The following is a 13,507-nucleotide window of genomic DNA, read 5'->3' on the forward strand; positions in this document are numbered from 1 at the left end:
TCGAGCGCGCCGCTTTGCGGTGGGGGAGCGCCGACTGTCAGAGGAAGGCCGTGGAATCACCGTGGTGACGTCGTCGCAGGGTTCGGAGCGGCGTGCGCGGCATAGCGACCTCCGGCGCGGCAAGCACCGCACCGAGGAGCCGGGCGAGAACTTCGCCCGCGGGTTCGACGCGCTCGGCGAACTCGCGCTCGCCGGGGTGCAGGTCTCCGCTCGTGCGACCGACCTCGCGACCGGCAAGGTGCTCTTCTCCGTCGACGACCACGTCGTCATGCCCACGGCGTCGATCGGCAAGGTGCTGCTGCTCGTCGAGGTCGCCTCGCGGCTCGCGGGCGACAGCAGCGAGTCGTTCACGGTGCTCGACCGAGCGCCGCGCGACGCCGTCGGCGACTCGGGCATCTGGCAGCACATGCAGTCGCCGTCGCTGCCGCTCGCCGATCTCGCGGCGCTCATCGGTGCGACGAGCGACAACCTCGCGACGAACGTGCTGATCCGTCACGTCGGCCTCGAGGCGGTGCGCGCCCGCACCGAGGCGCTCGGCCTGACCCGAACGGCGCTGCTCGACCTCGTGCGCGACCACCGCGGCCCCGACGACGCCCCGCAGCTCTCGATCGGCTCGGCGAAGGAGCTGACGTGGCTGTTCGCCTCGCTCGCCCGCGGCGAGATCGTCTCGCCCGAGGTGTCGCAGCGCGTGGTCGGCTGGCTCTCGCTGAACGCAGACCTCTCGATGGTCGCGAGCGCGTTCGGGCTCGACCCGCTCGCGCATCGCACCCCCGACCACAACGTGCTGCTCATGAACAAGACCGGCACCGACGGCGGCGTGCGCAGCGAGGTGGGCGTGCTCCGCGGTCCGCGGGCGAGCGTCTCGTACGCCGTGTCGATGTACTACGCCGACACCATGATCTCCTCGCGCCTCGCGGTGCTCGACGGCATGCGCCAGGTCGGCCTCGACCTGCTCGAGTACGTGCACTGACGTGGTGATCCGCCCGTTCCGGCCAGGCGATCGCGCCGTCGTCGAGCGACTGCTCGCCACCGCGTTCGAGACGCCCGCGACCACCGCCGACGCGCCGCCCATCGAGGTTGGGTTGAACACGGCGCTGCTCGGCTCCGACGCCCTGATCCCGCACCTCACCCTCGTGGCCGAGATCGACGACGAGGTCGTCGGCTACTGCATCAGCACTCGCGCCACGATCGGCGAGGCGGAGGCCCTCGGCCTCGGCCCGATCGGCGTCCTCCCCTCGCATCAGGGGCGCGGCATCGGTGCGGCGCTCGTCGCGGAGACCGTGCGCGTGGCCGATGAACACGGCGAGGCCGTCATCGTCCTGCTCGGGGACCCCGCCTACTACGGCAGGTTCGGCTTCGTCGCCGGCTCGCAGTTGGGCATCACGGCACCGGATGCCGGGTGGCGCGAGTACTTCCAGGCGCTCCGACTGGCCGCGGCGACCGACGCGCATCGCGGTAGGTTCCGCTACGCGCGCCCCTTCGACGAGCTCTGAACGATCACGCCCGGGCGTCGGCCTGGCTCGGGGCGTCGGCGGCGTCGGTGGCTTCGGCTTCGCCCGCGTCCGCCGCAGCCGCCACGGTCGCTGCGGCCGCATCTGCGACCGCCTCCGGTGTCGCCGAGAGCGACTCGACCGCGGCGACGACGGCCACCGCCGTCTCTGGCGCCGAGAGGATGCGGAAGTGGCCGGCCACCGGCAGCAACCGGTTCGTCGCGCCCGCGAGCGAACTGCCCTCCGGCAGGTGCGGGTCGAAGACGCCGAAGATCGACACGATGCGCGAGTTCACGGATGCCGCGCTCGCGAGCTCCACGATCGTGGCGCTGTCGGGGTCGAACTCGCGAAGGCTCGGATCGAGCAGGTAGCGCGCGAGCCGTGCCCCGCCGAACGGGGTGGCGATGGCCACGAGCCCGCGGAGGTCGAGCCCGTGGTCGATGTCGGCGAGCAGCAGCCGCTTGCCGACGAGGCCGCCCTTCGAGTGCGCCACGACCACGCGACCCGCCGTCGGCACCGCGTTCCGCGACAGGGCGCGCGCAACGCGCTCGGCCGTCTCGGGGATGGCGAGCAGGTTCGCGCCGAGCCCGTGGGCGACCTGCACGCGGTAGCCGTGGGCGTTCAGCTCATCGCCGAGCGGCTCCATGAACGACCAGTGCTCGTAGACCCCGGGCAGCAACAGGATCGTCGGCTTGCCGGCATCGCCCATCGTCCATCGCTTCGGCGGCTTCGGCACGGTGAGCACCCGCAGCTGCTGCTTCGCCGCGTCGAGGTAGTCGAGCGCCCACCAGAGGGCGAGCACCCCGATCCGTGCGGGAGACCACATGCCCGCAGTCTACGAGGGCGTGAGCGAAGCGGTGCCGGTGTCGCCCGTCAACCGTCGCCCGTCAGTCGATGAGACCGGCCGCGGCGAGCCGCTCCAGCACCTCGGCGCCGGCGGGCGGGCAGCGATGGAGCTCGGCCGTCGTCACCCAGTGCAGGCTCCCGACCTCGGCCGACGCGAAGGGCGCGGCATCCGTCTCGGCGCGGAAGACCCGCATGCGCACGAGGCGGCCGTCGGGCTCGCCGTGCGCCTGCACGACGACCTCGAAGAGCTCCATGAGTTCGGCGGGGTCGAGCACGAGGGCGACCTCTTCGAGCGCCTCGCGTGCCGCGGCCTCGGCCGCGGTCTCGCCGTCGTCGATCTTGCCGCCGGGCATGTAGTAGACGTCGCGGTCGCGCGCGGTGACCATGAGCACGCGGCGATCGCGCACGAGGGCGATGGCGGCGACGCGGATGTCGGTGAGCTGAGGCATCCGTTCCACCATACGTCGTCGCTTCGGCACGGCTACGCTGGCTCGCACCCGAGACGATCGCGAAGGAGCGAGCAGATGGCCACCGAGCCGATGACCAGTCCACGTGGATTCGCGAGGGACGTGCAGTCCGAGGTGTACCGGGCGGGCCTGTCCGGCATCCGCCCCTCTGTGCCGGTCGACTTCGCCGCGCTCGAGCGCGCCGCACGCAAGGCCGTGTCGGCCGAGGCGTTCGCCTACCTCGCCGGCGGCGCGGGGGCTGAGGCGACGATGGCCGCGAACCGAGCGGCCTTCGCGCGCCGGCAGATCTGGCCCCGGGTGCTCCGCGACGTCTCCGAGCGCGACCTCTCGATCGAACTGCTCGGTCGGCGCCGCGCGACGCCGTTCGTGCTCTCGCCGATCGGCGTCGCCGAGATGGCGCACGCCGAAGCGGATGTCGCGGTGGGTCGGGCCGCCGCTGCCCTCGACGTGCCGTACATCCTGTCGAACCAGGCCTCCCGCCCGATGGAGGAGGTCACCGCAGCCATGGGCGCGCGATCGCGGTGGTTCCAGCTCTACTGGAGCGCCTCCGACGAGCTCAACGCCTCGTTCGTGCGTCGCGCCGAGGCATCCGGCTGCGAGGCGATCGTGGTGACGCTCGACACGCACCTGCTCGGCTGGCGCACGCGCGACCTCGACGCCGCCTACCTGCCGTTCACGCGCGGGCAGGGCATCGCGCAGTACACGAGCGACCCCGTCTTCGCCGAGCTCGTGCGGCAGCGGGTCACCGCGGGGGCGGGCGGCGGAGCGCGCCCGAAGGTCACCCCGAAGCTGCTCGCCTCGGCGTTCTCGATCGCCCGCGCCGGAGCTCGCACCCCGCTCGTCGACGGCGGAGTGCGAGCGGCCCTGCGCTCGCCGCTGCCGCGGGCGGCGATCGAGACCTTCCTCGACGTGTTCTCGAACCCCGCCCTCACCTGGGGCGACCTCGCGAAGCTGCGCGAGTGGACGAAGCTGCCGGTGCTCCTGAAGGGCGTGCTGCATCCCGATGACGCGGCGCAGGCCCTCGATCACGGCGTCGACGGCATCGTCGTCTCGAACCACGGCGGCCGTCAGCTCGACGACTCCGTTGCGAGCCTCGACGCGCTGCCCGGCCTCGTCGAGCGAGTCGGCGGGCGCGTGCCCGTCATCCTCGACAGCGGCGTGCGCGGCGGTGCCGACGCGTTCATCGCCCTCGCGCTCGGCGCCACGGCCGTCGGCATCGGTCGCCCGTACGTCTACGGGCTCGCGGTCGCCGGGGCGGCGGGAGTGCGCGAGGTCGTGCGCAACCACATCGCCGAGTTCGACCTCACGCTCGGGCTCGCCGGTCACAGCTCGGTCGCCGAGATCGGGCCGGATTCGCTGCGCGAGGCGTGAGCCGCTACCTCGTGAGCGTCTTCACGAGCGCGACGGCCTCGGCCGGCGACACCTCGGGCAGGTAGGCCTTGCCGATCGCGAGCCCGATCGCGGGCAGGGCCAGCGGATCGGGGTAGGCCATCGAGATCGTCTCGTACTCGGGGTTGAACTTCGCCTTGAACCTGAACAACGACGAGAAGCCGTAGGCCGGTTCGAGGGTCGTTGCGAGGAAGTCGAGGAGCCGTGTCATGACCGTCGGCTCCGGCGGCGTCTCGCCCGGCGCGAGCGGCTTCGTCGCGAGCGGGGCGCCCGAGAGGCTCAGCACCTCGGCCCCCGTCTCCTTCATGTGCAGCGCCGCCGACGCGATGAGGAACTCCATGATGCCGTTCATGCTGCCGTCGGCGCGGCGCATGAAGTCGATGGTCCAGCCGATCACGGCGCCGTCGCGGGAGACGGGCAGCCAGCTCGTGACGGCCTGCAACCGCCCGTCGGGACCGACCGCGAGCATGAGCCGCACCTCCGGGTCCTTCAGCTCCTCCATGCCGCCGAGCGTGAAGCCCATCTCGGGCAGCTCCTTCTCGGCGATCCACTCCTCGGAGATCGCGTTGATCTGGGCGACCGTCGCGAGGGGCAGCTCGTCCCAGCTGGTCCAGACCGTGGTCATGCCCTCCTTGATGCCGCGGTTCAGCGCCTGCCGCACCTTCTGCCAGGGCTTGCCGGCGAGTTCGAGTCCCTTCGTGCGCACGAGCGTCTCCTCGCCCACCGACATGTGCTCCCACTCGAGCTCGTCGAATACGGGCAGGTACTCGGGGTGCACGCTGTAGAAGACGGGCACCCAGCTGTTCGCGTCGCAGAAGGCGGCGAATTCGCGGATGACCCGGCCGCCCGCACCCGCTGCGCAGATCGGGTCGGACATCGTGATCGCGACGCCGTTGATCACCCGGTACGCCACGGCGGAGTCGCCGTCGTCGCTGAACCACGCGACGTTGCCGGGCCACGTCGCCATGAACCCGAGCGTGCCGCCGCCGTTGCGGTGCAGCAGCTCGCGGAGCCGCGCGTCGTCGGCGGTCTTCGCTGCCGTGCCGGTGCGGGACATGAGCCGGATCGCCGCGGCGATGAACACAACCCAGAACACCGGACCGACGGCCTGGGCGAGGAAGCTCGCGAGGTCGTGACCGGGCAGCACGATCGGGTCGACGACGGCGAGGAAGTGCGGCGGTACGAACCGCTTGAACGTGTCGAGCAGCACGTCCCATCCGGTCGCCGCCGGCCAGTACTCGCCGACGGTCGCGAGGCCCACCGCCAGGTACAGGCCGGCGAGCACGACGAAGGCGCCGCTCACGATCGCCGCGAATCGCGTGAACGCGCCCTGCGGTGCCCGGATCTGGAAGTGCCGTCTCGTGACGATGAGCATGACGATGATGCCGATCGGCAGCGCGAGCACCGCGAGGATCCAGACGAGCAGCTCGCCGAAGTCGAACACGGTCCACGTGCCGTCGTCGACGTCGGCGGTCGTCACCGTGACGTCGAACGCGGTGCGGGCGAAGAGCAGGATGGCGGCGTTCACCGCGATCGCGAGCCAGCGGGCGAAGCGGCGGCCGTGCCGGAGTCCCCATGCGGCGACGAGCAGGAGCAGCACCGGCACGAACGAGAGCAGGAACATGCCGAAGCCCTGGGCGCTCAGCAGTGCGAGCTGCGCGGTGCACGACTCGGAGGCGGCAGCTGCGGCGGCGTCACCGCCGCAGTTCGCCATGACGGCCGCGCGCTCGAGCGGCTCGTCGGCGTACAGGTACGAGCCGAAGGCGAAGGGGGTGAGCTCCGAGCGGTTCACGAGGGCGACGATCGGGCCGACCCCGGTCACGGCGACGACGGCGGCGACGAGGGTGCGGGTCTCGCGGTGCGAGCTGCGCTTGGCCGAGAGGGTCGAGGGGTCGCGGGTGAACACGGCGCCGAGCAGGTAGCCGGCGATCGCCGCGACGAGGCGGTAGGCATTCGACGAGTCGCCGTCGTAGAGCACGAACACGAGGATGAAGGCGATGGTGATGACACGGATGCGTCGGCGCCAGAGCCTGCCCATGAACGCCGTCGCCGTGATGAGCGCGCCCACGATGCCGGCGAGCGGGTCGAGGGTCAGGTCGGCGGCGGTGCCCGATGCCCACCACTCGCCGGCCAGTGAGCCGGTCCACTGCAGCACGGTGCCGATCGCGACGCCGAGCGCGCCGGTGACGAGGAACGCGACGATGGTGCGCCAGGTGCCCATGCGCCGCTCGGCGACGCCGAGGAGCACGAGCGCCGCGAGCACGCCGAACACCAGCTGGAACGGGTCGAACGGAATCACGAGCGCGGTCGCGACGGTCCACCACTGACGGCCGTCGACCGTCGTGATCACCCCGGCCGCCCACGTCGTCGCGGTCTCCTCCGATGCGGCGCCGAAGAACGTGCCGGTCACGAGCGCCGTCACCACGAGCAGCACCGCCACGGCGATGCTGAAGGGCACGCGACGGATGAATCCGCCGAGCGCCTCGGCCGTGGAGCGCAGTCGGCCGCTCGGCTCGGAGTCCTCCAGACCTCCGGCGCGATCGGCCGTTCGTTCGCCGTGTTCCTGCATCCCGCTCATGGTGCCGACAACCCGAGTCTGGGGGAGAGCACGTCGAAGCCCTTCTCGAGGCCGCCTGTCAGCGCCACGACGTCGTGATCGGCGCCGGGAACGAGGAAGAGCGTCGTCTGCATGGCGGCCGCCGTCGCGGCATCCGCCAGTCGTTCGGTGCCGCGCACGAACGCGAAGTCGTTCTCGCCGACCGTGAAGATCGCGACCGAGTCGGGGTAGGGCGCCTTCGCCGCCATGATGTTGGCGGGCTTGACGAGGTCGTAGGCGAACTGGTCGCCGTTGAAGATCTCTGCGAGCACCTCGTCGGGGTTCTCGGCGCCCGCGTACTCGACGGGCGAGACGGCGAGCAGGTTGCCGAACACCTCGGGGTACTTGGCGCCGAAGTAGGCCGCGCAGCCGCCGCCGTTCGAGTACCCGGCGATGGTCGTGAACTGCCGCCCCTGCAATACGCCGAGTCGCTGCTTCGCCCACGGCACGACGTCTTGCATGACGTAGCTCTCGACCTTGCCGAGCTTGCTGTCGAGGCAGAGTGGATCGTCGGAGGGGTCGCCCAGCTGGTCGATCACGAGGGCGATCGGGGCGAGCCCGTCGTGCTCGGCCGCGAAGTCGTCGAGCACGCCGCCGATGAAGCTCGCGTCGGGGTCACCGGGCTGGCCCATCATCATGACGACGAGGGGGAGGCGCGGGGCATCCGTCACGAGCGCCGCCGGCGGCAGGTAGATCTGCGCGGGCCGTGCCGCGAAACCCGACACCGCGTTCGGCACCCCGCCCTGCACGATGCCGACCTCACCGGTCGCGGGCATGTCGGGCGGCGGCGTCCACATCGCGTACAGCGGTTCGACCGGGTCGACGATCGTCGCCGGGTCGGGCACCGGCGGGTCGATCGTGTCGGCAGTCGAGATGTGGAACATCGACCCGAGCGTGGGATTCAGCCCGTAGGCGGCGTTCACGCCGAACGCGGCGGTCGCCGAGAACAGGGGGATCGCGAGCAGCGCGACGAGCTTCCGCCACCATCGCGAGTGCCAGAGGTTCCAGATCGCGACGGTGATGCCGGCGAATGCCGCGGACACCCAGAGCCACGCCGAATCATCGACCGGGCCGCCGAACGCGTCGAGCACGTTGACGCCGATCCAGAGCACCGCGACGCCGACGAGCGCGCCCATGATGAGCAGCACGATCACCGTCAGCACCCACGCCCAGCCCGAACCCCTGAACAGCAGGTAGAGGAAGACCAGCGCAGCGAGCGCATACACCGCGATGACGCCCGGCCCGTCGATCACGTTCAGTTCCCAGATGAAATCCCACACCGTCGCCCCCTCGGCCATGGTCGTGATGGGCACAGCGTACCGACCGTGCGCTCGTTCGCGGTCGCGCCCGCCCGTAGGATGGTGACACCGTGTCGTTTTCCGGCATTCGCCCGATGCGGCGTCCGCCAGATCCCCCCAGGACCATTGGAGCCACCGTGGCCGCACCCAGCCGTCTCGAATCCGTCATCGCCCTCGCCCAGCACCGGGGTTTCGTCTTCCAGGCCGGCGAGATCTACGGCGGATCCCGTTCCGCGTGGGACTACGGACCCCTCGGCGTCGAGCTCAAGGAGAACATCAAGCGTCAGTGGTGGCGGTACATGGTCACCGGCCGTGACGATGTCGTCGGCCTCGACTCGAGCGTCATCCTGCCGAAGCAGGTCTGGATCGCCTCCGGGCACGTCGGCGTCTTCACCGACCCGCTCGTCGAGTGCCTGCACTGCCACAAGCGCTTCCGCGAAGACCACCTGCTCGAGGCCTTCGAGGAGAAGAAGGGTCGCGCCCCCGAGAACGGCATGGGCGACATCGCCTGCCCGAACTGCGGCACCCGCGGTCAGTGGACCCCGCCTCGCGACTTCAACATGATGCTGCAGACCTACCTGGGTCCGGTTCAGGATGAGTCGGGGCTGCAGTACCTCCGCCCCGAGACGGCGCAGGGCATCTTCACGAACTTCGCCAACGTGCTGCAGGCCGCACGCATGAAGCCGCCGTTCGGCATCGGCCAGATCGGCAAGTCATTCCGCAACGAGATCACGCCCGGGAACTTCATCTTCCGCACGCGCGAGTTCGAGCAGATGGAGCTCGAGTTCTTCGTCGAGCCCGGCACCGACGACGAGTGGTTCGAGTACTGGCTCGACTATCGGTGGGCCTGGTACGTCGACCTCGGCGTCGACCCCGAGAACCTGCGTCGCTTCGAGCACCCCGAAGACAAGCTCTCGCACTACTCGAAGCGCACCGTCGACATCGAGTACCGCTTCGGCTTCACCGGTGGCGAGTGGGGTGAGCTCGAGGGCGTCGCCAACCGCACCGACTTCGACCTCAAGACGCACTCCGAGCACTCCGGCAAGGAGCTGTCGTACTTCGACCAGTCGAAGAACGAGCGCTGGATCCCGTACGTGATCGAGCCCGCGGCGGGGCTGACCCGCTCGCTCATGGCGTTCCTCGTCGACGCGTACGACGTCGAGGAGGTGCCGAACGCGAAGGGCGGCGTCGACACCCGCACGGTGCTGCGTCTCGACCCGCGTCTCGCTCCGGTGAAGGCCGCCGTGCTGCCGCTCAGCCGCAACGAGAAGCTGTCGCCGCTCGCTCGCGAGGTCGCCGCATCGCTGCGCAAGCACTGGAACGTCGACTTCGACGACGCCGGTGCCATCGGTCGTCGCTACCGGCGTCAGGATGAGATCGGTACGCCGTTCTGCATCACGGTCGACTTCGACTCGCTCGACGACAACGCGGTGACGGTGCGCGAGCGCGACAGCATGGAGCAGGTGCGCGTGCCGCTCGCCGAGCTCGAAGGGTTCCTCGCCGCGCGTCTCATCGGCGCCTAGCGCGACCGGCCAGAGCTCCAGCGCTGGCGCGATGCGCGACGCTGGCTGGGCCAGAAGCGTGATGCGGGCAGAGCTCTACCCCGCGACGGAGAAGACAGGTTCAGATTCGGCCGGCCTCGCTCCGACATGTGTCGGGGTGAGCCGCGCCGGATCGACCGGATCGACGATGTCTGCGGGCGTCTTCGGACGCATCAGCCTCGGCGTCTGCGCTGGATCGACGCCGGCCGGCGGGATGAGCCAGTAGTCCGCACCGGTGCGCCGGACCTCCCACCCCTGGTTGTGGTACCTGAGATGGTCTCTGCGACACAGCAGGATGCCGTCGGCCAGGTCGGTGCGCCCGCCGTCTCGTTGCCAGTGGTCGATGTGGTGCGCCTCGGTCCACGACGGAGGACGCGTGCAGTCGGGATCGAGACAGCCGCCGTCGCGCACCGCGAGCGCGATCTTCTGCCTGTCGGTGAAGAGCCGCTCGTCGCGGCCGAGATCGAGGCAGGCGCCGTCGTCATCGAAGAGGATCGGCAGGTAGCCCTCGCAGAGCCCCGAGTGGATGTCGACGAGCGGGATGCGATCGGGATGCCCCTCGATGGCTCCCGAGCCGTCGCCCGAGCCGAGTGAGGCGGCATTCACGATGAGCCGAACCGACGGCTTCTTGTCGTCGAGCACCCGCGTGGGGTCGACGCTCGCTCCGGCACGGAGCAGCTGCACGAGCCCTTCGGCCGCGTCGCACTCACGAGCCGCCCGTGCGTCGACGAAGGCGGTATCGCCGCGAACGGGGTCACCGAAGCCGCGTCGCACCGGTGCGGCAGTGCGACGAGGGTGGCTGAGCTGATCGAACACCGCCTTGACGAGCATGCCGCTCTCGGCGTCGAGCTCGAACTCGCCGCGCACCATGCCGTCGGGCTTCACCCAGACCCGCCAGAACCGCTGCTCGCGCTGCCGCTCGGCACGTACGGCCACCCCGGCCGCATCGATGCGATCGCGAGCCTGTCGGGCGAGACGCCGAGCAGCGTCGGCATGCAGGCCCTCGCACTCGGCGATGACCCTCATGAGCACCGAGGCCAGCACGGCGTCGTCGGCATCGCCGCCGGGTTCGCCGAGCCCTGAACGGATCGCATCGGCGACGCCGACGGTCAGTCGGCCGCTCGTGACGGCACGGCTCAATTCGCGGAACCACGGCGCGACCGGTGCCGGTACGAGGGCGGTGAGCTCGGGATCATCGTGCCGCGCGGTCTCGAACACCGCCGCGGCCTCGGTCTCGGCCACCATCTGCCCGACCCCGACCAGCGTCGCGGTCTCGCGCTTCGACGAGTGCGTGATCGACTGCAGCAACTCGCCCGCGTTCGAATGGCCCGCACGCTGCGCGAGCCCCTGGAGTCCGAAGGCGACCTTCGATCGGCGCACGACCTCGGCGGCCGCGAGTGCCTGTGCTCGCTCGACCTCGTGCCTGAGCGCCGTGATCGCCTCGACGGCCTCGAGGAGGGCACGGTCGTCGAGGGCGCTGAAGCTGCTCGATGACGGTGCGCACGACGACATCAGGGCGGTCAGACCGCTGAAGTCGGGGAGCGTTTGGGCCATGATCCATGGTCTCGCGGAACGCCGACATTCGAACGTATGTTCCACAGATTGTGGATAACTCTGTGGAGAACTAGCCCTTGGCTGCCGCCCACTCACGGCGCAGCACGCCGTAGAGGGCGGTGTCCTGCCACTCGCCGTCGTTGTACTGCTCTTCGAGGATCGTCGCCTCGCGTCGCATGCCGAGGCGTTCGCAGAGAGCGGCGGATGCAGCGTTGCGGGCGTCGAGGAACGCCTGGATGCGGTGCGGATTGAGCGTCTCGAAGGCGAAGTCCCTGATCGCGGTCGCCGCCTCGCGGGCGTAGCCCTTGCCCTGGAAGTCGGGGTGCACGACCCAGCCGAGCTCGAGCTGCGCGTGCTTCGCGCTCGAGACGCGCACCATCATGTCGCCGATCACGCGGTCGCCCGACACGTCGTCGACCGACGGCGTTCCCGGCAGCGTCATCGCGAGCACGAAGAAGTCGCCGTCGTCGGCGAGCACGCGAGCAGCGGCCCGCTTCGCCGTGTGCTCGTAGGCCTCGGCGCGGTCGCGTTCGGGCCACGGCAGGTACCGGAGCACTTCGGGGATGCGCTGGTACTCGAAGACGTCGGCGGCATCGGATGCCTCGAGCGGCCGCAGCACGAGTCGCTCCGTGATGATCGGCGCCTCGGTCAGCGCCGCCGCATCGAAGGGGAACCGCAGCGCAGGCGGACCGTCGGCGGCAGCCGCGGCGGCGCGCTCGGGCGAAGGCATGGTGGAACCGTCAGGGCCGGTGTTCTCGTGCATCGATCGAGCGTATCGCCCACCTCGGACGGCTGAACGGCTGGCCGTGCGACCCGGCGAGGCCGGGAGTCAGGAGGCGGCGGCCGCGCCGGAACCGCCGGCAGTGGTGGCGCCAGTCGAGCGAGCCGCGCGACCCGCGCTCGTGCCGGGAATCGCGCGCGCCCCGGCATCCGCTTCGGGGTCGACGCCGAAGATCGCCGCGATGCCGTCGATCCAGGCCTGCTGCTCGCCCGCTCGTGCGAGCTCGCGCGAGCGCACCATGGGGGTGTGCAGCAGCACGCCGGCCATGTGGCGCAGGGCCTCTTCGGTGCGTCCGTCGGCGTCGCCGCGCGAGCGGGCGCGTTCGATCTCGCCGTCGAGCAGGTCGAAGACGTGGCGTCGCAGGGCGACGACGGCCGGCGCGAGGTCCTGCTCTTCGCGCGCTTCGCCGAAGGCCCGGGCCGCTCCGCCGACGATCGCCCGCGCGGCATCCGTCGCACCGAACTCCTCGAGCGGGGCGTGGATGCGGATCGTCTCGAGGTCGAGCAGTTCGACGCCGTGCACCTCGACGACGTCGGGCGCGACGTTGCGGGGCAGCCCCAGGTCGATCACGAGTTGGCGCTCGACGGGTGCCGCGACGGGCTCGCTGACGAGACCGAGCGATCGAACGGCAGCAGGCGCAACAGCAGCAGACGAACCGACTGCAGGCGAACCAGCGACAGACGCACCGGCAGTGGATGCCTCGAAGCCCGCCCTGCCCGCTTCGAGCAGGGCGCGGTCGACGACGTGGTGCTCGGCCGTGGTGCACGTGACGATGACGTCGGAGGTCGCAGCCGCTGCGGCGACCTCGCGACGCCCGACCGCCTCGATGCCGTGGTTCGTCGCGAACTTCGCCGCGCGACCCGAGGGGGAGAAGACGCGCACGTCGGTGACGCCGCGGTCGCGCAGTGCCGCGAGGGAGGCCCCCGCGAAGCGACCGGTTCCGACGAGCAGCACGCGGGTGGCGGCCCAGTCGGTGACGCGGCTCTCGGCGAGCTCGAGCGCGAGGCGCACGACCGAGCGGCCCTCGTTGCCGATGCCGGTCTCGTTCTTCACGCGGCGCGAGATCTGCGAGGCGCGCTGGAAGAGCCGTTCGAGGTCGGGAGTCGTGGTGCCCTCGCTGCGGGCGCGTTCGAGCGAGCGGCGCACCTGGCCCGCGATCTCGCCCTCGCCGACGACGACCGACTCGAGGCCCGACGCGACGGCGAAGAGGTGGCCGGCGACGGCGTTGCCGTGCACGAAGCCGAACGTCGAGCGCAGCTCTTCGGGCTCGAGGCCCGCGACGGCGCCCACCGCGCGGATCGCCTCGTGCACCGCGGGCACGGGTGAGTCGCCCTCTGCGGCGTCGAGGTCGAGGTACGCCTCGAAGCGGTTGCAGGTGGCGACGACGACGGCGCCCTGCACGGAGGGGTGACCCTCGCGGAGACGGGGGCCGGCGGTGTCCGCGGTCACTGAGAGGCGTTCGAGCATGTCGAACCCGGCGTTCTTGTGACTCGCGGTGAGGCAGATGAGCACGATGGGATTCTACTCGCCGTCGAATCAGGGTTC

General features: G+C 70.8%; 11 protein-coding genes. 4 read left to right on the forward strand and 7 right to left on the reverse strand.

The window, feature by feature from the left end; genetic code table 11:
- The first annotated feature begins 61 nt into the window (after positions 1-61).
- Positions 62-970: a serine hydrolase gene (locus ACFCVM_RS11745; protein ID WP_056006693.1), complete on the forward strand. Its 909-nt coding sequence runs from the start codon at positions 62-64 to the stop codon at positions 968-970.
- 4 nt (positions 971-974) lie between these two features.
- On the forward strand, positions 975-1,493 hold the full coding sequence (locus tag ACFCVM_RS11750) for a GNAT family N-acetyltransferase (RefSeq protein ID WP_375836356.1): 519 nt from the start codon (positions 975-977) through the stop codon (positions 1,491-1,493).
- Positions 1,494-1,497: 4 nt separating this feature from the next.
- Here the strand turns inward: ACFCVM_RS11750 and ACFCVM_RS11755 are convergent, their stop codons facing one another.
- Both ACFCVM_RS11755 and ACFCVM_RS11760 read right to left on the reverse strand, forming a co-directional pair.
- On the reverse strand, positions 1,498-2,316 hold the full coding sequence (locus ACFCVM_RS11755) for an esterase/lipase family protein (protein WP_375836357.1): 819 nt from the start codon (positions 2,314-2,316) through the stop codon (positions 1,498-1,500).
- 61 nt (positions 2,317-2,377) lie between these two features.
- Positions 2,378-2,785, reverse strand: a complete 408-nt coding sequence (locus ACFCVM_RS11760) for an NUDIX domain-containing protein (RefSeq protein WP_375836358.1) — start codon at positions 2,783-2,785, stop codon at positions 2,378-2,380.
- Between the two features lie 75 nt (positions 2,786-2,860).
- On the opposite strand from ACFCVM_RS11760, the gene ACFCVM_RS11765 reads away from it, so the two are divergent.
- Positions 2,861-4,174: an alpha-hydroxy-acid oxidizing protein gene (locus tag ACFCVM_RS11765; protein WP_375836359.1), complete on the forward strand. Its 1,314-nt coding sequence runs from the start codon at positions 2,861-2,863 to the stop codon at positions 4,172-4,174.
- 4 nt (positions 4,175-4,178) lie between these two features.
- On the opposite strand, the gene ACFCVM_RS11770 is transcribed toward ACFCVM_RS11765, so the two are convergent.
- Together ACFCVM_RS11770 and ACFCVM_RS11775 are read right to left on the reverse strand one after the other, a co-directional pair.
- Positions 4,179-6,761 (reverse strand): rhomboid family intramembrane serine protease, encoded by a 2,583-nt coding sequence (locus tag ACFCVM_RS11770; protein ID WP_375836360.1) that lies wholly within the window; start codon positions 6,759-6,761, stop codon positions 4,179-4,181.
- Between the two features lie 5 nt (positions 6,762-6,766).
- Complete coding sequence (locus ACFCVM_RS11775; protein WP_375836361.1) at positions 6,767-8,101, reverse strand: alpha/beta hydrolase; 1,335 nt, start codon at positions 8,099-8,101, stop codon at positions 6,767-6,769.
- Positions 8,102-8,223: 122 nt separating this feature from the next.
- On the opposite strand from ACFCVM_RS11775, the gene ACFCVM_RS11780 reads away from it, so the two are divergent.
- Positions 8,224-9,609 (forward strand): glycine--tRNA ligase, encoded by a 1,386-nt coding sequence (locus ACFCVM_RS11780; RefSeq protein WP_375836362.1) that lies wholly within the window; start codon positions 8,224-8,226, stop codon positions 9,607-9,609.
- A 75-nt stretch (positions 9,610-9,684) separates the two neighbouring features.
- On the opposite strand, the gene ACFCVM_RS11785 is transcribed toward ACFCVM_RS11780, so the two are convergent.
- The 3 genes from ACFCVM_RS11785 to ACFCVM_RS11795 form a co-directional block, all read right to left on the reverse strand.
- Positions 9,685-11,181 (reverse strand): DUF222 domain-containing protein, encoded by a 1,497-nt coding sequence (locus ACFCVM_RS11785; RefSeq protein ID WP_375836363.1) that lies wholly within the window; start codon positions 11,179-11,181, stop codon positions 9,685-9,687.
- A 70-nt stretch (positions 11,182-11,251) separates the two neighbouring features.
- Positions 11,252-11,944, reverse strand: a complete 693-nt coding sequence (locus ACFCVM_RS11790) for a GNAT family N-acetyltransferase (protein ID WP_375836364.1) — start codon at positions 11,942-11,944, stop codon at positions 11,252-11,254.
- Positions 11,945-12,010: 66 nt separating this feature from the next.
- Complete coding sequence (locus ACFCVM_RS11795) at positions 12,011-13,474, reverse strand: glutamyl-tRNA reductase (RefSeq protein ID WP_375836365.1); 1,464 nt, start codon at positions 13,472-13,474, stop codon at positions 12,011-12,013.
- Between the last annotated feature and the right edge of the window lie 33 nt (positions 13,475-13,507).

The organism is Agromyces sp. NPDC056389 (assembly GCF_042262385.1).
Lineage (GTDB): Bacteria > Actinomycetota > Actinomycetes > Actinomycetales > Microbacteriaceae > Agromyces.